This window comes from Stenotrophomonas sp. YJH_SMC_138 (assembly GCF_059369855.1).
The window spans coordinates 200,693-219,153 of the sequence record NZ_JCAFTB010000001.1; the positions used below are offsets into that span (position 1 = coordinate 200,693).

Below are 18,461 nucleotides of genomic sequence, written 5' to 3' on the forward strand. Positions count from 1 at the left end.
CGGATTGTACATTGCCGGCCAGGCGCACGACCCGTCGCCCGCCGCTCACGCCACGCCTGCCTCAGTCCTCCGACAAGTATGACGCGCCTCCCAGCTGGCGCGCCTGGCGCTGGATCCATGCGGCGCGCCGCTGCACATACGGCCCCGGTGCGGCCGCGTTGTAGCGTCGCGGTGCCGGCAGTACCGCCGCCAGTCGCGCACTCTCGGCCGGGCTCAACCGGGCCGCGTCCTTGCCCCAGTATTTCTGGGCTGCCGCCTGCGCACCGTACACACCATCACCGAACTCGGCGATGTTGGCGTACATCTCCAGGATGCGCTCCTTCGGCCACAGCGCCTCGATCAGCACCGTGTACCAGACTTCCAGGCCCTTGCGGATCCAGCTGCGGCCCTGCCACAGGAACAGGTTCTTGGCCACCTGCTGGCTGATCGTGCTGGCGCCACGCAGGCGCCCTCCCCTGGCGTTATGGTCGCGGGCCTTTTCGATGGCCTGCAGATCGAAGCCATTGTGGTCGGGGAAGCGCTGGTCCTCGGCCGCCACCAGCGAGATCGGCAGGCTCGGCGCCATCTGGTCGAGGTCGCGCCACTGGTAATGCAGCCGATAGGACCAGTCCGCCTCGCCCAGCGCCTCGCCGTAGCGCCACAGCATCACCGTGGACACCGGCGGGTCGATGAAGCGCAGCACCAGCACCTGCAGGCAGCTGAAAGCAGCCAGCAGCACCGGCAGCCACAGCAGCCGCTTCCAGCGCCAGCACCGCCGGCGCGGCGCGGCCACCTCCGCCACTACCTTGTGCTGCTCTCCCGCTGCCCCCATTACTGGTGCATCCTTCTTCTGTCTGGTTGTCGGCGCATTATCCGGCAACCGCCCCCGTTTACGCGCGATGTGAGCCGATGACCGCCAACTCCGATTCCCTGATCCGTTTCCTGCTCCCCGACGCCGGCGTCCGCGGCGTGCATGTGCACCTGCAGGCCACCTGGCAGGAAATCCTGTCCCACGCCGTGTACCCGGACGCCGCTGCCGAGCTGCTCGGCGAGGCCTGTGTCGCCTCGGCCCTGTTCACCGGCCACACCAAGATCGACGGCCGCCTGTCAGTGCAGCTGCGCAGCAGCACTGCCCTGCGCACCCTGTTCGCCGAATGCACCGCGGGCGGCACCCTGCGTGGCATCGCCCAGCTCAGCGAAGGCGCCGACGCGCCGCGTGACCTGTCCAGCCTCGGCGATGACGCCATCCTCGCCATCACCATCGAGAACCCCGGCCTGGACCCGCGCGAGCCGCAGCGCTACCAGAGTCTGGTCGCGCTGACCGCGCCGGAACTGGACGAGGCCTTCGAGGACTACTTCCGCCAGTCGGAGCAGCTGCCCACCCGCCTGCTGCTGGCGGCCGACCGCAACGGTGCCGCCGGCCTGCTGCTGCAGAAACTGCCGGGCGACGAAGGCGACGAAGATGGCTGGGCGCGCGCCAGCGCCCTGTTCGAGACCCTGGGCAAGGCCGAACTGCTGGCGACCCCGGCCGAGCAGCTGCTGCACCGCCTGTTCCACGAGGAGCGGCCGGAGCTGCTGGGTGAAAAGCCGCTCTCCTTCGCCTGCTCCTGCTCGCGCGAGCGGGTGGCCGGCATGCTGCAGTCGCTGGGGGAAGAGGAGGCCCGAGCGGCCGCCGAGGACACTGGCGCCGTCGAGGTGCGTTGCGAATTCTGCGGACGCGAGTATCACTTTCCATTGACGGAGTTCGGCATACTGTTCCACGGCGCCCAGGGGGCTGTACCGGCGCCTGAACGACTTCAGTGAACGGCAGTCTTGTACCTGGGGAGGATCAAGGCTTGTTAAGAATTCATAAACACCCTAGGATCGAGTTCCCGTCCCCACGGGAACTTCCGTTGTCTGTCCCTGTCTGAACTGGTCCGATGCGTACCTTCCTGCGTCTACCGCTGGCCCTGCTGATCGCCCTTGGCGCGATCACGGGCGTGCATGCGCAGAGCAAGGACACCCGCACCGTGCTGCCGGTCTGGAACAAGGGCAGCGGCAAGGTCGAGGCGCTGCTGTACCTTGAGCCGACCGGCGAACAGGCGGCCGGCGCCCGCTGGCATTTCGGCCGCAACTCGCTGGACGCGGCCTTTGGCCTGTCCTCCGGCGATTCGCTGGGCCTGCTCTGCAACAGCAGCAGCGGCACCAGCATCAGCGGTCTGGCCAGCCATTGCATGCTGGCCAGCCTGGGCGACGAGGATGATCTGAACAGCCGTCGTTTCAGCGGTACCGCCGCGCTGAACCGCGGCAACAGCCGCCTGGGCATCACCGCCGGCACTGGCCGTGAAACCCTGCCCGCCTGGTTGTCGGGCCCGAACAAGACGCCCTCGCTGCGTGCCGAGCAGAACGATCTGACCGTGTTCGCGCAGAAGAACATCGGTCGCGAAGGCTTCGTCTCCATCGCCGGTACCTACGCCAAGGCGCGCCTGGTTCCGCTGGCCGACGCCTCGCCGGCCATCGTCGATCGCTGGGACAGCAAGAGCCTGAGCATCGGCGCCGGTTACGGCAACTTCACCGGCAGCATCATCGGCCGCGTGGTCGACGTCCCGGGCAAGCCCGGCAAGTGGGAAGGCCTGGGCATCGGCCTGACCTGGCGTACCCCGTGGTCCGGCCAGCTCACCGTCGGCGCCGAGAATGTGATCAGCCGCGGCAAGAATCCGTTCTCCCCGCGCAACGAAAGCAACGACGACGGCACCGTGCCGTATGTGCGCTACGAACAGGATCTCTGATCCCGGTAAACAGGCTCAGCAACGATATTCCCAAAGGCGCCGAAAGGCGCCTTTTGCATGTGCAAGCCTGCCGCGCACTTGCGTAACCGGTATCGCCGCTGGGCAATGAAACGCTGCGCACCGACATAGTGAGATACATTTCAATCGAAACTTTTTTCATCATTCTGCGTTAACAAACGAGGCAGAGCGCTCTGACCATGCCCGTAAACTATTGAGTGGCATGGGAAAAGCGCATCTTTACCAAAATCACAGGCTTGATTAACACAGCTTTAATTCTTGGCGAACGCCCGTTACTATCGGGTCAGCCTCGCGATTTGGGAGCGCTTTTTCGCTCCCCCGCCGGGCATTAACCCCAGCCAAGATTTCTTGGAGAGAGAGAGCCAATGAAACTCAAGTCCAGCCAGCTGCGTGACGCAGTTGTGATCGCGCTTGTCGCCGGTGCCACCACCGCGACGGCGCACGCCCAGGAAGCCACCAACCTCGACCGCATCGAGGTCACCGGTTCGCGCATCCGTCAGGTCGATACCGAAACCGCCCAGCCCGTTCTGAGCATCAGCCGCGCTTCAATCGAGAAGAGCGGTTTCAAGACGGTCGCCGACGTCCTGCAGAACATCGCCGCAGCCGGCAGCCCGGCCATCAGCCGTTCCGAGCCGCTGTCCTCCGGTGAAGCCGTCGGTGGCTTCTACATCGACCTGCGCAACCTCGGCGCCGAACGCACCCTGGTGCTGGTCGACGGCAAGCGCCTCGGCGCCAGCGTCAGCGGCCTGCAGGACGTGTCGCAGATTCCGTCGGCCATCGTCGAGCGCATCGACGTCCTGAAGGACGGCGCGTCGTCGATCTACGGCTCCGACGCGATCGCCGGTGTGATCAACATCATCACCCGCAAGAACTTCCAGGGCCTGGAAGCCAACGCCTACGTCGGCCAGTACGGCGAAGGCGACGGCCAGAAGACCAGCTACGACTTCGTGGCCGGCTTCACCGGTGACCGCGGTTCGATCACCATCGGCGCCGAGTACGCCGAAGAAAAGGAAGTGTGGGCCAAGGATCGCTGGTTCAGCCGTTATCCGCGCACCACCTTCCACCCGGCCCAGAACTGGAGCCCGGTCAGCCAGTGGGGCACCATCATCGATCCGGATACCGATGACTGGCTGGTGCTGAACCGCGGTGGCGACTACCGCGACGTCAACCAGTACCACGACCAGGACTTCGCCGGCATCACCGGTGACACCAGCAACTCCAATACGCAGATGCACCTGCTGACGCCGACCAAGCGTCGCTCGGTGTTCGCCAACGTCCAGTACGACCTGACCGACAACATCCGCTTCGTCTCCGACCTGCTGTACACCCGTCGTGAGTCGCAGGCCCAGGTCGCAGGCTATCCGTTGCAGTCTGCGTCGTATGAGCGCCTGGGTGCCAAGTGGGATGCCGACAGCTACTACAACCCCTTCGGCAAGGACATGGGCTTCATGCGCCGTGGCTGGGAAGTGCCGCGCCTGTCGACCAACAAGCTGACCACCTTCCGCTTCACCGGCGCCCTGCAGGGCAGCTTCCAGTTCAATGACAAGTACTTCGACTGGGAAGCCGGCTACATCTACCAGAACTCGGAGAACCAGCAGAGCCAGACCGGCAACTACAACGTGCTGGCGGTCAATGCCGCCACCGGCCCGTCGTTCTACAACCCGGCCACCGGCCGCGTCGAGTGCGGCACGGCAGCAGGCCTGGTCGATGGCTCCAACCCGATCTATGGCCCGGGCGCCGGCGGCTGCCTGCCGTGGAACCCGGCCATTCCGTACGGCCGTACCGGTGACGGTGGCCTGACCGGCAACCCGGATCTGCAGCAGTTCCTGTTCCCGACCACCAAGAACACCGGTGAAGTCACCACCAAGACCTACTACGCGAACATCGCCGGCAGCCTGTTCACCCTGCCCGCCGGCGACCTGGGCTTCGCGCTGGGTTACGAGTACCGCGAGGACAAGGGTTCGTACAATCCGGACGCCCTGTCGCAGACCGGCTACTCGACCGACCTGGCCGCCGGCCCGACCGGTGGTGGTTACGACGTCAACGAAGTCTATCTGGAGCTGAATGTTCCGATCCTGGCCGACCTGCCGGGTGCCAAGGAACTGAGCTTCAACGCCGCGACGCGCTACTCGAAGTACAGCACCTTCGGCAACACCACCAACAACAAGTTCGGCCTGAAGTGGAAGCCGATCGACCAGCTGCTGGTGCGTGCGACCTACGCCGAAGGCTTCCGTGCGCCGACCATCGACAATCTGTACGGTGGCAGCTCGCAGACCTTCGCGTACTTCACCGATCCGTGCGATACCGACTTCGGTTCGACCGGCCAGCCGGGCGTCGCTGCCCGTTGCGCCGCGGCCATCGGCCCGACCGCCAGCACCTTCCGCCAGCTGCGCCAGGGCTACGTGCCGGCCAGCGGTCCGGATGAGCAGACGCCGGACCCGTTCAACGCCGTCTCCAACCCGAACCTGACTCCGGAAAAGTCCAAGTCCAAGACCGTTGGCCTGGTGTGGAGCCCGACCTTCGCCCAGGGCCTGAACATGAGCCTGGACTGGTGGAACATCAAGATCACCAACACGATCGTCACCGACAGCCCGGATGACCAGCTGAATGACTGCTACGTGCTTGGCATCGCCGAGCGCTGCAACTCGTTCACCCGTGATCCGAACCGTCACAACGTGATCAACCTGACCTACGCACCGCGTAACGCCGGTTACCAGGAAACCGAAGGCTTCGACTTCGACGTGGCGTACCGCTTCGAGACCGACAGCTGGGGTACCTTCAACGCCAACCTGCAGAACAGCTACGTCACCAAGAACGTGCTGAAGACCACCAATGCGCAGCAGGTGCCTGTGTCGATCCTCAATGGCTTCGGCAGCAACTTCCGCCTGCGTTCGAACCTGGTGCTGGGCTGGGAGCGTGGCGACTGGGGCGTGACCTGGGGCACCCGTTACTTCTCCAGCGTCAAGGAGCGTTGCTACTACAGCGACGAGTGCAGCCTGCCGGACTTCGGTTCGCCGGATCCGGTGCGCGACCAGCCGATGAACAAGCGTGGTTCGACCATGTTCCACGACGTCCAGGTTTCCTGGAACGCACCGTGGAATGCGACCATCGCCGTCGGCGCACGTAACGTGTTCGACCACTACGGCCCGCAGATGTACTCGGCACCGAACTCGCAGTTCTCCTACTACGGTGGCTACGACATCGGTCGCTTCATGTACATGCAGTACAAGCAGAAGTTCTGATCGGCACTCTGATCAGCTGATGCAGCAACGGCCCCGCAAGGGGCCGTTGTTCTTTGTGCGCCATGGACGGAGGCTGGCCGGCGCGCAACAAAAAAGGCCGCGGTGTCGCCGCGGCCTTCCTTCGACATCATTCCCGGGCGCTCATCCGTTCGGAATCAGCGTCTCGATCAGATGCTCGACGTACGCTTCGAAATCCTCGCGCGCCTGCTTGGGCTGCTGCAGCTGCAGCGACAACTGCAGGAAGCCGACATAGGCGGCATAGGCCAGGCGCGCGCGATGGCGTGCATCGGTCGAGCTGAGGCCGGCCTGGCGGAACGAGGCGACCAGATAATCGAGGCGGCGCTGCGAGACGCGGTCGATCACCGGCCGCACCATCGGATGATCCAGTGCCTTCAGCAGCTCGCTGTAGATGATGTGCGGCTGCACTTCATGCGCCACCATCTGGAACAGCTGGCGCAGGCGCACGCGCGGATCAGGTACGTCTTCCAGGCTGCCGAACACCTGTTCCTGTTCGAACAGTTCCCAGCGTTCCAGCGCCGCCTGCAGCAATGCATCGCGCGAAGGGAAATGCCAGTAGAAACTGCCCTTGGTGACGCCGAGCCGCCGTGCCAGCGGCTCCACCGCGACGGCGCCGACACCTTGTTCAGCAATCAGATCGAGGGCCGCCTGGGCCCAGTCTTCGGCACTCAGGCGGCTGTTGCGGCCGGCGCGCGGTTCGCCGGCGGAAGCGTCAGGTTGATTCATGGGCTGATTTAACCATACGCCGGGGTTCGTTGCAGTACGCGGTTGCGGTCGAAACCGTCGCAGCCTCCCAGGCGAGGTCCATTCAGGGGACTTCCGCAGCGCACCATACCGTGCAGTATTGACTTCCCCCCGAACCGATCCATACTAGCAAGTATGGTTACGTCCCCACCTCCCGCTGCGTTCCATGACCTGCGCCTGGACGCCGCCCATGGCGCTCGCCTGGCCGCCACCGCCAGCGACCATGGCCGGCGCGGCCGGGTGCTGTTCGCGCATGGCTTCGGCCAGACCCGCCACGCCTGGAATGCCACTGCCCGCGCACTGAATGCCGCCGGCCTGCAGACGCTGGCCTACGACGCCCGCGGCCACGGCGATTCGGACTGGAATGCCGCCAACCTGCCCTATCACGGCGAACAGTTCGCCGATGACCTGATCGTGCTGGCCGGCGAGCAGCCGCGCCCGCCGGTACTGGTTGCCGCATCGATGGGCGGGCTGTTCGGCCTGCTGGCCGAGTCGCGCTGGCCCGGCCTGTTCTCGGCGATGGTGCTGGTCGACATCACCCCGCGCTGGGATACCGCCGGCGTCGAGCGCATCCTCGCCTTCATGACCGCCCATCCCGACGGCTTCGCTTCGCTGGCCCAGGCCGCCGACGTGATCTCGGCGTACATGCCGCACCGTCCGCGCAAATCCGAGCAGTCGCTGCGTGCGCTGCTGCGCGAGGACGGCCGCGGCCGCTGGCGCTGGCACTGGGATCCGCGCCTGGTGGCCGAACTGGCCCGCGACAGCGAACAGCACCAGGACGCACTGGCCGAGGCCGCGCGCCAGGTGAAGTGCCCGCTGCTGCTGGTCAGCGGCGGACGCAGCGACCTGGTCACGCCGCAGACCGTGGCCGAGTTCCTGGCGTTGGCGCCGCATGCGCGCCATGTGCAGCTGCCGCAGGCCACCCATATGGTCGCCGGCGATGACAACGACGCCTTTACCGCTACTGTGTTGGACTATCTGGACGTGTTGCCCGCAGCGGACGCTGCGGCTTCGTCCGCCACAAACGAGCACGTCACCGGAGCACGCTCATGAGCATCGTTCTTCCCTTCCTCGCCCTGCTGCTGGCAGGCGCGTTCGTCGCCTACCACCGCATGCGGCTGGTTACCTGGACGCTGATCAGCGTGGCCCTGCTGGCCGCCTGCTGGTTCATTCCCTACGTCAACCAGACCGCCACGATCGTCGCGGCCGCCGTGTTGGCCGTCATCGCCGTGCCGCTGCTGCTGCCGTTCATCCGCAAGCCGCTGCTGACCGGCCCGATGATGAAGGTGTTCCGCAAGGTGCTGCCGCCGCTGTCGCAGACCGAGCGCATCGCACTGGAAACCGGTTCGGTCGGTTTCGAGGGCGAACTGTTCACCGGTGATCCGGACTGGAACATCCTGCTCAACTATCCCAAGCCGCAGCTGACCGCCGAGGAACAGGCCTTCCTCGATGGCCCGGTGGAAGAGCTGTGCGCGATGGTCAACGACTGGGAAATCACCCATGTCCATGCGGACCTGCCGCCGGAACTGTGGGCCTTCATCAAGAAGAACAAGTTCTTCGGCATGATCATCCCGAAGGAATATGGCGGGCTGGGCTTCTCCGCACTGGCCCACCACAAGGTGATCCAGAAGCTGGCGTCGGTGTCTTCGGTGGTCAGCTCCACCGTCGGCGTGCCCAACTCGCTGGGCCCGGGTGAACTGCTGGTGCATTACGGCACCCAGGAACAGAAGGACCAGTACCTGCCGCGCCTGGCCGATGGCCGCGAAGTGCCCTGCTTCGGCCTGACCGGTCCGTTCGCCGGCTCCGACGCCACCTCGATCCCGGACTACGGCATCGTCTGCAGGGGCGAGTGGAACGGCGAGCAGGTGCTCGGCGTCAAGCTCACCTTCGACAAGCGCTACATCACCCTGGCCCCGGTCGCTTCGCTGATCGGCCTGGCGTTCCGCATGTACGACCCGGATGGCCTGATCGGCGATACCCGCGACATCGGCATCACCCTGGGCCTGCTGCCGCGCGACACCGCCGGCGTTGAAATCGGCCGTCGCCACTTCCCGCTGAACTCGACGTTCCAGAACGGCCCGATCCGCGGCAAGGACGTGTTCATTCCGCTGACCCAGCTGATCGGTGGCGCGGCCATGGCCGGCAAGGGCTGGAACATGCTCAACGAGTGCCTGGCCGTGGGCCGCTCGATCACCCTGCCGTCCACCGCCAGTGGTGGTGCCAAGGCCGGTGCCGCGGTGACCGGCGCCTATGCGCGCATCCGCAAGCAGTTCGGCCTGTCGGTCGGCCGCTTCGAGGGCGTGGAAGAAGCGCTGGCCCGCATCGGCGGCAAGGCGTACAAGATCAGTGCGCTGTCGCAGGCCACCGCCGCCGCGGTTGACCGTGGCGACGTGCCGTCGGTGCCGTCGGCGATCGCCAAGTACCACTGCACCACCATGAGCCGCGAAGTGATCTCGGACATGATGGACGTGATCGGCGGCAAGGGCATCATCCTGGGGCCGCGCAACTTCGCTGGCCGCAGCTGGCAGGCCGCGCCGATCGCGATCACCGTGGAAGGCGCCAACATCATGACCCGCAGCCTGCTGATCTTCGGCCAGGGTGCGATCCTCTGCCACCCGTGGGTGCTGAAGGAAATGAAGGCCGCGCAGGATCCGGATACCCGCGCCGGCCTGCAGGACTTCGACCGCAGCCTGTTCGGCCACATCCGCTTCGGCATCTCCAATGCCGTGCGTTCGTTCTGGTTCGGCCTGACCGGCGCGCGCTTCGGTGCCGCCCCGGGCGACGCCTATACCCGCCGCTACTTCCGCAAGCTGGACCGCTACTCGGCCAACCTGGCGCTGATGGCCGACATCTCGATGATGACCCTCGGCGGCAAGCTGAAGTTCAAGGAATCGCTGTCCGGCCGCCTGGGCGATGTGCTGAGCCACGTCTACATGACCAGCGCCATGCTCAAGCGCTACCACGACGAAGGCGCACCGCAGGCCGACCAGCCGCTGCTGGCCTGGGCCTTCCATGACAGCGTGCACAAGATCGAAGAGTCGCTGTCGGCCGCACTGCGCAACTTCCCGATCCGTCCGATCGGCTGGCTGATGTGGGCACTGATCTTCCCGCTGGGCCGTCGTGCCGAGGCTCCGGGCGATCGCCTGAGCCGTCGTGTCGCCGCCCTGCTGATGGCGCCGAATGAAGCCCGCGACCGTCTGGCCAGTGGCGTGTTCCTGACCCCGTGCGAGAACAACCCGGGCGGCCGTATCAACAGCTACCTGAGCAAGGCGATCATGGCCGAGCCGGTGGAGCGCAAGTTCCTGAAGGCGCTGAAGAGCAAGGGCATCGAGGCGCTGGACTTCAAGGCGCAGCTGGACGAAGCCGTGGCCGAGGGCGTGATCACCCAGGATGAGCGCAGCCTGCTGGAAGAGCTGCGCACGCTGACCCTGGACACCATCACCGTGGACGACTTCGACACCCACGAACTGCGCGCGGCCAGCTACTACGACCGCCAGCACAAGGACCCGCATTCGCAGGCAGCCTGATCGCCCGCGACACGCGTTGCTTCGACGGCGGGCCTCGGCCCGCCGTCGCTTTATCCGCCGACCGGAATACCCACCATGTCCACGCCCCTGCTCTCGCTTTACCACCGGCTGCAGCGCTGGCCCGCCGGCACCTGGCTGTTCTCGCGCGCGGTGTGCTTCAAGGCGCCCTACTTCGCCAGCATCGCGCCACGCATCACCCGCCTGGAACACGGCCGCTGCGAAGGCACGCTGGCCGACCGCCGCAGGGTGCGCAACCACATCGGCACGGTGCACGCGATCGCGATGTGCAACCTGGCCGAACTGACCGCCGGGTTGATGGTCGATGCATCGCTGCCGAAGGGCATGCGCTGGATCCCGAAGGGGATGCAGGTGCAGTACCTGGCCAAGGCACGTGGCACGCTGCAGGCGGTGGCGTTGCCGGCACAGCCGATTGTCGTCGCGGCCGAGGGCTATGCGCTGCCGGTGACGGTGAGCGTGCGCGACCGTGCGGGCACGGAGGTGTTCAGCGCGGTGATCGACATGTGGTTGTCGCCGGCGAAGTAGGTCCCCGCGAACGGCGCAGCCCCTCGTGGGTGGACGGTTGATCGCGGAAAGCCCTGGTTGGGCTGGGGACGGTGGGTTCGCGGGGGACGCCGTGAACCCATCCCTGGGGGCTTGGCCGCGGCATCCATGCCGCGGACACCCCCGCGAACCCACCGCCCCCAGCCTCGGACGCATCTCTGCGGCGTCCACCCACGCAAGAGAAAAAAGAAGGGCAGAAGCAAAAGCAAAAGCGGCCCACCGGCCGCTTTTTGCTGTTGCTGTTGCTCTTGAACTTCTTTTTCTTCTCCGTGGGCTGGCCGCGCCCTGAAACTGTCAGGGGTGTGGCGGGTGGGCCGTTCAGGGGCGTTGGCGCCATGGATGGCGCCATCGAGCTTACATGGACGTACTTGCAGCGTCCCCTGCACGGCCCACCCGCCACACCCAACACATGACCCGCTCCACGCGACCAACCCACGAGGGGCTGCGCCGTTGGCTGGAAACTACGCCAGCGCGCGAAACACCAACGCCAGGATCGCCGGCATCGCCTGGATCATGAAAATACGGCGGCTCACGCTGTACGCGCCATAGCACCCCGCCACCACCACGCAGGCCAGCGAGAACGTCACCAGCACCGGCTGATCGATCACCAGCCCCACCACGATGCCTGCCGCCAGGAAGCCGTTGTACAGGCCCTGGTTGGCCGCCAGCACGCGCGTGGCCCCGGCCTTCTCCGGCGTGTTGCGGAAGGTCTTCAGGCCCAGCGGGCGGGTCCACAGGAACATCTCCAGCACCAGGAAATAGACGTGCAGCAGTGCGACCAGCAAGGTCAGGGCGAGTGCGATCCAGTACATGTGCGGTTCCTTGGACAGGGAAGGAGAATGGGGTCAGCGCCCTTTCCCCGCGGGAAAGGGCCCTGACCCCGGCAAATCAACGGTCGCGCGGCAGCTTCTTTTCTTCGCGCAGCACGCCGAACGCAGCCAGGGTCATGAAGCCGGCCACCAGCACGCCGCCGATGAACACCACGTGCGAACCGAACAGGGTCAGTGCCTTGTGGATCCAGGTGAACCCCAGGTCCGCGCCGCGGTACACCACGGTGTCGATCGCCGCGCCGGCCTTGTAGCGCCACTGCCGGTCCACGCGCGTGTAGATGGTCTCGCGCGCCGGCTTGGCCAGTGCGAATTCGCTGGCGCGGGTCATCACCTGCACCACCGCGACCATCAACGGCATCGGCGAGGCTGCCAGCACCGAGAAGCCGATCAGGATCGCGAAACCGGGAATCAGCAGCGCCGGCGCGATGCCGTGGCGCGACAGCAGCCAGCGGGTCAGGCCCACCTGCATCAGCAGCGCCAGCGCGTTCACCGCCAGGTCGATGCGCGAGAAGAACGCGGTACTGGCCGCCGGGTCGGTAAACGCCGCGCGCACGATGCTGGCCTGCTGGTTGTACAGCAGCGTGCCGACGCCCACGCCGAACACCACCATCACCGCCAACCAGCGCAGCAGCGGCTCGCGCACGATCAGTTTCAGGCCGTCCAGCACGCTGCCGCCCATCGGTTGCTCGCCGGACACCAGTTGCTGCTCGCGTTCGCGCAGCACCGCCCAATGCCGCAGCCGCCAGATGCACAACAGGCACACGACCAGGAATGCTGCCGAGACCAGCATCAGGTTGGCGATGCCCACGCGCTGCGCCAGCGCGCTGGTGATCAACGGGCCGAGGAACGCGCCAACGGTGCCGGCCGCACCGATGTAGCCGTAGTAGGCACGCGCCTGTGCGTTGGAGAACACGTCGGCCATGAAGCTCCAGAACACCGCCACCGCGAACAGGTTGAAGACCATCACCCAGAGGAAGAAGGCCATGCCCCGCCCTGGCACGTGACTGTCGAACAGTGCGTAGAACCCCAGCAGGGTGACGATGAAGAAGCCGTACACCACGGGAAGGAACACACGGCGCGGGAAGCGGCTGACCAGCCAGCCGTACACCGGCTGCAGCACCAGCATGATCACGAACACGCAGGAGAACAGGAACTGCAGGACGAAGTCCTTCAACGCGATGCCATGGCTGGCGAACCAGGTGATCAGCACGGGCGGGAACACCGTTTCCAGGTCCGCCGAGGCGGCCATGGCCTCACGCACCGGGCGCAGCACGTAGTAGCCGCTGAGCAGGCAGAAGAAGTACAGGAACGACCACCACAGCGCCGGCGACTCGCGCAGCGCCGCCGCCAGGCCCTGCAGCGGCCCCTTGCCCGATGCAGCGCTCATGCAGCGCCCCTCGCCCACAGACGGCGGTTGGACAGCAGCATGGCGGGCTCCGGGGCGGTGAAGCGCGTACGTTAGCCAATGCACTGCAACATCGCCAGCGTGACGCGCCCTCGCGCCTGCGGACGGACGCGACGACCGGCCTGGACGACACGTTCCGATACACACTTTCGGGGCGTCAAAATTCCAACTTTTTCAACAAGATGCGCATTCATCTTCGCTTTGTTTGTGCACAGGGGAAAAGCGGCGCTAGAATCGCCATCAGCAGTCGCGCACGGGTCCAACCGATGAAAAAGAACAGCCTGCGTCGTCCGATCCGTTCGGCGACCACCGGTTTGCTGGGCATGTTGATGCCCGTTGCCTTGTCCACCACCGCGCAGACACCGCCGGCGTTGCCGCCGATGCCGACCAACATCGAATCCGCGACGGCTGCCACCGTCGCCCACACCCAGCCTGCGGCCTACCGCACCGGTCTGGTGCCGCGCGTCCAGGCGCCGGCGGCTGGCTTCAACGTCGCCAACATCGAATCGATGGCGCAGCAGCTGACCTATGGCGAGCGCGTGCCAGGCATGGCGGTGGCGATCGTGCAGGGCGGCCGCATTCTCAGCGCGCGTGGCTATGGCGTCACCGACGTCAACAACCCGCTGCCGGTCGATGCGCACACCGTGTTCCGCCTGGCCTCGCTGTCCAAGGCCTTCGCCGGCACCATGGCCGGCCTGCTGGTCAACGACGGCACGCTGCGCTGGGACAGCAAGGTCACCGACTACGTGCCGGGCTTCCGCCTCAATTCGCCCGAAGCCACCGACCGCCTGACCGTGGCCGACGTGCTCAGCCATCGCGTCGGCCTGCCGTACAACGCCTACGACCGCGACATCGAAGGCAACGCCGAGTACTACGCGCTGACCCAGAAGCTGGCCAACACCAGCCTGAAATGCCTGCCGGGCGACTGCTACGCCTACCAGAATGTGGCCTTCAGCCTGATCGGCGACGTGGTCTATGCGGCCTCGGGCAGCTTCTACGAGCAGTCGGTCGAGCGCCGCATCTTCAAGCCGCTGGGCATGAATGATGCCAGCCTCGGCCTGGCCGGCATCCAGGCCAGCTCGCGCTGGGCGCGTCCGCACGTGCGCAGCCGCAACGGCTGGGTCTCGCTGACGCCCAAGCCCACCTATTACCGCGTCGCTCCGGCGGCTGGCGTCAACGCCAGCGCCAGCGACATGGCGCAGTGGCTGCTGGCCCACACCGGCCATCGCCCCGACGTGCTGCCGGCACCGCTGCTGGCCACCCTGCATTCAAGCCTGATCAACACGCCGGGCGAGATGCGTTCGGGCTGGCGCCGTGAGCGCCTGCACTCGGCGGGCTACGCATTGGGTTGGCGTACCTTCGACTACGCCGGCCACGACGTGGTGTTCCATGCAGGTGCCGTGCAGGGCTATCGCGGCCTGGTCGCGCTGGTGCCGGAACGTGACCTCGGCATCGCCATCCTCTGGAATGGCGAAAGCGGCCTGCCCAGCGGCCTGCTGCCGACCGTGCTCGACTCGGCGCTCGGCCTGCCGGCGCAGCGCTGGCTGGACGTGGACACCGACTTCGGCAGCGACAACCTGATGGCCGAGGGCGCAAGCCCGGCGCAGCAGGACAAGCGCAAGGGCAAGGGCGCCTCGGGCAACCGCGCGGTGGCTTCGCCGCGCTGACCAGGCGGGCTCGACCGTGTGTGCGAAGGGCGGCCCATCGGTCGCCCTTTTTGTTGGCCGTTGCAGCGTCGAGCCCATGCTCGGCTCTGCAGTTCCGCAGCGCTAGTGCGCGAAGTAGTGCATGCCGCCGTCCACTGGAATCACCGCACCGGTGATGTAACCCGCCAGCGGCGAGGCCAGGAACGCCACCAGCGGCGCCACTTCCTCCGGTTCACCAAAGCGTCCGATCGGGATGTTGCGGGCAATGAACGCGCGTCTGCTTTCCTCGGTGGGGTGCAGGCGGTCCAGGATCTGCGCGCTGTTGATGCGCCCCGGTGCAATCGCGTTCACCGTGATGCCCTGCCCCGCCACCTCCGACGACAGGCCCTTGCTCCACAGGTGCAATGCCGCCTTCGCCGCGGTGGCCGCGTTCACCGCGCGCGGTTCCATCGAACCGCTGAAATTGATCACCCGTCCCCATGCCTGCGCCTGCATGCCGGGCAACAGCGCCTGGGTCAGCCGTCGTGCGGCGGAGAAGTTCAGGGCGATCGCTTCCTCCCAGATATCGTCATCGGCATCGACCGTGGTCGGCCGGGAACCGCCTGCGGCATTGACCAGGATGTCGACACGCTGCAATGCCTCACGGGATGCGTCCGCGATGTACCGGAGGTCGCCGGCAACCGTGACATCGCCGGCCACGATGACCGGTGCAGCGCCGCCTTCGGCTTCGACCCGCGCCGCCAGCGCCTGCAGCGGTGCCCGCTGCCGCGACGTGATGGCAATGCGCACGCCCTGGGCCGCCAGCTGCCTGGCGACGGCGGCACCGATGCCGCTGGCCGCGCCCGTCACCAACGCGGTACGGCCAGCAAGATTCAAGTCCATGGTGTTCTCCTGTCAGCGTGGCCGGCGAATCCGGTCCGTGCACGACATGCTGTTTGATCACCCCTGATTGATAAACTCCACGCAGGTTTCAGCATTCAACACCCGGGGTGTCAGATGAACCTGCTGGAGAGCATGCAGGTCTACGTGCTGATCGTGGACAAGGGCAGCCTCAGTGCGGCAGCCGCGGCGATGGATATCTCGGCAACGATGGCCGGCAAGCACCTGCGCGCATTGGAAGCCCGGCTGGGCATGCAGCTGTTGAGCCGTACCACCCGGCGCCAGCACATGACACCGTTCGGCGAGGACTACTACGCGCGCTGCAAGGAGATCCTGCGCCTGGTGGAGGAAACCGACGCGCAGGCGCAGCACCAGCAGCTCTCACCGGCGGGCACGCTGCGCATCAGCGCACCGGTGATCTTCGGTACACACGCGCTGGTACCGGCACTGGCCGAGTACATGGCCCGTCATCCGGATGTCCGGGTCGAAGCCACGCTGACCGATCGTGTGGTCGACCTGGCCGAAGAGGGCTTCGAGGCGGCACTGCGCATCGGCACGCTGGCCGACAGCAGCGTGCTGGTGGCCCGAGCACTGGCCCCCTATCGCTTGATGATGTGCGCATCGCCGGCGTATCTGGCCAGGCACGGCACGCCACGCAGCGTGCACGCACTTGCCGGCCATCAATGCCTGTCGTTCGAACCGAGTGCGCTTGCCCAGTGGCTGCAGCACGACGCTGGCGAGCTCGACCACGTGCCCGACGGCCGACTGCAGATCAACAATGGCGAAGCGCTGCGTTCGGCGGCGCTGCACGGCCTTGGCATCGTCCTGCAATCGACGCTGCTGCTGGCCGCCGATGTCGAGGCGGGGCGTCTGGTGCAGCTGTTCCCGGAATACGGTCAGGCCGGTCGGCCGATGCACGTGGTCTATGCGCACGACCGTTACCACTCCACCCGCCTGCGCAGCTTCCTCGACTTCCTGATGGAGCGCTTTCCAGCGGCGCCGCACGGCTAGCGCCGACCGTCAGCAAAGCGGTCGAGCCTGGCTCGACTCGACGCTACAAGTGGCCCATAAAAAAACCCCCTCCCCGCTGGGCAGCCAGGGAAGGGGGTTTCAGGATGCGGCTATCGGGAAGTACTTAGATCAGCGGCGCCGGGGTTGCCGGCAGAGCGACCGGAGCGGCCTTCTTCTTGCGGGCGGCCGGCTTGCGCTTGGCAACCTTCTTCGCTGCCTTCTTCGGGGCAGCCTTCTTGGTGGCCTTCTTCGCGGTCTTCTTCACTGCCTTCTTGGCGGTCTTCTTGACGGCCTTCTTGGCAGTGGCCTTCTTCGCGACCTTCTTGGCCGGCTTGCGCGCCGCGGCCTTCTTGGCAGTCTTCTTGGTGGCCTTCTTGGCTACCTTCTTGGTGGCCTTCTTGGCAGCGGACTTCTTGGCTACCTTCTTCGCCGCCTTCTTCACTGCCTTCTTCGCAGTGGTCTTCTTGGCGACCTTCTTCGCAGCCTTCTTCACTGCCTTCTTGGCGGTTGCCTTCTTCGCGACCTTCTTCACTGCCTTCTTGGCAGCGGCCTTCTTCGCGACCTTCTTCACCGCTTTCTTGGCGGCGGGCTTCTTCTTCGCAGCTTTCTTGGTTGCCATGGGATGGCTCCTCGTCAGTGATAGGGAGTTGAAACGCCCAGTTGGATCAAACCCGCGGATGCTGCGTGCGGGGACCGCCGGCGCGTCAGGCGCGCCGTTACGGATGCGGCAATGCCCGCCTCGATCGGCGGAGCGGGCATCGGAACGGGAGTTGCCTTGCATTTCTCCGGGGGAAGCGGGGCCATGTCCACCGTCATCAGGGTCGCGGTGGTCTTGAAGGGGCTGCTTCGCATCGGACGATTGATTCTGCGCACTCGGTTGGGCAGGCAAGGTCTGCTGAGGCGAAACCTAATCACGGTTTTTTTTACTGTCAACAACCCCCGCGAAAAATTTTCACATCCGCGCCTTCCCGGGCGCCGCCGGCGCCACCACTCTGCACGGCCTGCAACGACGGTGGAAGCGGCGCGCACGCACGTTGCCTGCATCGATGCCAATGCAGGCGTTGATCAAAAAACACTTGAAATAAGCACTCCGCGTAGACAGGCGCAGGCAAGGCACAACGGCGTACGCGCATCGTCGGTGGTCACCGGCACCGCCGCCAACGCCAGCACAACGGCGCCGCAACGGGGGGCGAAAAGTTTTCACATTCGAACGCTTCGGCGCGGGGCTGAAACGCGGATTTGCGCAAAACTGCGCACGCCCATCGGCACCGTTCGCCTGTCGGCTGATGCCACGCCGAGGGTGCGCAGCGAACCCCGCGTCATGAGTCCGACGCGGTCGCCAAAACAAAAACGGCCACCCGAAGGTGGCCGTTCCAGAATCCGGAAACGACGACTCAGTGGTCGTCGTTCTCCAGGGCTTCGGCGTACGCGTCCGGGTCCAGCAGCTCGTTGACCTCTTCGGCGTTGGTCAGTTCGATCACGAACATCCAGCCTTCGCCGTAGGCATCTTCGTTGATGGTTTCCGGCTTGTCGGACAGGGCCGAGTTGACCTCGACGACCTTGCCGCTGATCGGGCTGTAGACGTCCGAGGCGGCCTTCACCGACTCGACGACGGCGATCTGTTCGCCGGCCTTGGCGTCGGCGCCGACTTCCGGCAGTTCGACGTAGACCAGGTCACCCAGCAGGCCCTGGGCGTGGTCGGAAATACCGACGGTGACGCGGCCATTGCCTTCGACACGGGCCCACTCATGGGACTTGAGGAACTTGAGGTCGCCGGGGATCTCGCTCATGGGACTGCTCCAGAGATATGCAGGGGTGGAAAAAACGGGGCTA

General features: G+C 65.9%; 15 protein-coding genes. 8 read left to right on the top strand and 7 right to left on the bottom strand.

What is annotated here, in order from left to right:
• Positions 1-61 precede the first annotated feature (61 nt).
• Positions 62-811 (bottom strand): monofunctional biosynthetic peptidoglycan transglycosylase, encoded by a 750-nt coding sequence (gene mtgA / locus AC5P7I_RS00905; RefSeq protein WP_262088054.1) that lies wholly within the window; start codon positions 809-811, stop codon positions 62-64.
• 77 nt (positions 812-888) lie between these two features.
• Between mtgA and hslO the strand changes: the two genes are divergently transcribed.
• The 3 genes from hslO (at position 889) to AC5P7I_RS00920 (ending at position 6,007) form a co-directional block, all read left to right on the top strand.
• Positions 889-1,782 (top strand): Hsp33 family molecular chaperone HslO, encoded by an 894-nt coding sequence (hslO, locus tag AC5P7I_RS00910; RefSeq protein WP_014648070.1) that lies wholly within the window; start codon positions 889-891, stop codon positions 1,780-1,782.
• A gap of 116 nt (positions 1,783-1,898) precedes the next feature.
• A complete protein-coding gene (locus AC5P7I_RS00915) occupies positions 1,899-2,747 on the top strand; it encodes an XOO1806 family protein (protein WP_014648071.1) in 849 nt (282 codons plus the stop codon).
• Positions 2,748-3,130: 383 nt separating this feature from the next.
• On the top strand, positions 3,131-6,007 hold the full coding sequence (locus AC5P7I_RS00920; RefSeq protein ID WP_014648072.1) for a TonB-dependent receptor plug domain-containing protein: 2,877 nt from the start codon (positions 3,131-3,133) through the stop codon (positions 6,005-6,007).
• A gap of 141 nt (positions 6,008-6,148) precedes the next feature.
• On the opposite strand, the gene AC5P7I_RS00925 is transcribed toward AC5P7I_RS00920, so the two are convergent.
• A complete protein-coding gene (locus AC5P7I_RS00925; protein ID WP_005418411.1) occupies positions 6,149-6,751 on the bottom strand; it encodes a TetR/AcrR family transcriptional regulator in 603 nt (200 codons plus the stop codon).
• 153 nt (positions 6,752-6,904) lie between these two features.
• On the opposite strand from AC5P7I_RS00925, the gene AC5P7I_RS00930 reads away from it, so the two are divergent.
• The 3 genes from AC5P7I_RS00930 to AC5P7I_RS00940 all read left to right on the top strand — a co-directional run bounded on the left by AC5P7I_RS00930 (position 6,905) and on the right by AC5P7I_RS00940 (position 10,839).
• Positions 6,905-7,822 carry an alpha/beta fold hydrolase gene (locus tag AC5P7I_RS00930; protein WP_014648073.1) on the top strand — a complete coding sequence of 306 codons (918 nt, stop codon included), beginning with the start codon at positions 6,905-6,907 and terminating at the stop codon, positions 7,820-7,822.
• Entirely contained in the window at positions 7,819-10,296 is a 2,478-nt protein-coding gene (locus AC5P7I_RS00935; protein WP_046432033.1) for an acyl-CoA dehydrogenase, read from the top strand. Before AC5P7I_RS00930 ends, AC5P7I_RS00935 begins: the two co-directional genes overlap by 4 nt.
• Positions 10,297-10,371: 75 nt before the next feature.
• Positions 10,372-10,839, top strand: coding sequence for a hotdog fold domain-containing protein (locus AC5P7I_RS00940; RefSeq protein ID WP_014648075.1), 468 nt, complete (start codon positions 10,372-10,374; stop codon positions 10,837-10,839).
• A 479-nt stretch (positions 10,840-11,318) separates the two neighbouring features.
• Here the strand turns inward: AC5P7I_RS00940 and AC5P7I_RS00945 are convergent, their stop codons facing one another.
• On the bottom strand, positions 11,319-11,669 hold the full coding sequence (locus tag AC5P7I_RS00945; protein ID WP_032960857.1) for a DUF1304 domain-containing protein: 351 nt from the start codon (positions 11,667-11,669) through the stop codon (positions 11,319-11,321).
• A gap of 76 nt (positions 11,670-11,745) precedes the next feature.
• Complete coding sequence (locus AC5P7I_RS00950; protein WP_014648077.1) at positions 11,746-13,074, bottom strand: NTP/NDP exchange transporter; 1,329 nt, start codon at positions 13,072-13,074, stop codon at positions 11,746-11,748.
• Between the two features lie 284 nt (positions 13,075-13,358).
• Here AC5P7I_RS00950 and AC5P7I_RS00955 point away from each other — a divergent pair, with 284 nt between their 5' ends.
• The gene (locus tag AC5P7I_RS00955) at positions 13,359-14,759 is read left to right on the top strand and encodes a serine hydrolase domain-containing protein (RefSeq protein WP_014648078.1); all 1,401 of its coding nucleotides are present in this window, start codon (positions 13,359-13,361) and stop codon (positions 14,757-14,759) included.
• A gap of 102 nt (positions 14,760-14,861) precedes the next feature.
• Here AC5P7I_RS00955 and AC5P7I_RS00960 read toward each other — a convergent pair whose 3' ends face one another.
• On the bottom strand, positions 14,862-15,620 hold the full coding sequence (locus AC5P7I_RS00960) for an SDR family NAD(P)-dependent oxidoreductase (RefSeq protein ID WP_262088055.1): 759 nt from the start codon (positions 15,618-15,620) through the stop codon (positions 14,862-14,864).
• 114 nt (positions 15,621-15,734) lie between these two features.
• On the opposite strand from AC5P7I_RS00960, the gene AC5P7I_RS00965 reads away from it, so the two are divergent.
• Positions 15,735-16,628, top strand: a complete 894-nt coding sequence (locus tag AC5P7I_RS00965; protein WP_014648080.1) for a LysR family transcriptional regulator — start codon at positions 15,735-15,737, stop codon at positions 16,626-16,628.
• A gap of 124 nt (positions 16,629-16,752) precedes the next feature.
• On the opposite strand, the gene AC5P7I_RS00970 is transcribed toward AC5P7I_RS00965, so the two are convergent.
• Together AC5P7I_RS00970 and gcvH are read right to left on the bottom strand one after the other, a co-directional pair.
• Entirely contained in the window at positions 16,753-17,247 is a 495-nt protein-coding gene (locus tag AC5P7I_RS00970; RefSeq protein ID WP_014648081.1) for a hypothetical protein, read from the bottom strand.
• Positions 17,248-18,022: 775 nt separating this feature from the next.
• Positions 18,023-18,418, bottom strand: coding sequence for a glycine cleavage system protein GcvH (gene gcvH, locus AC5P7I_RS00975; protein WP_014648082.1), 396 nt, complete (start codon positions 18,416-18,418; stop codon positions 18,023-18,025).
• Between the last annotated feature and the right edge of the window lie 43 nt (positions 18,419-18,461).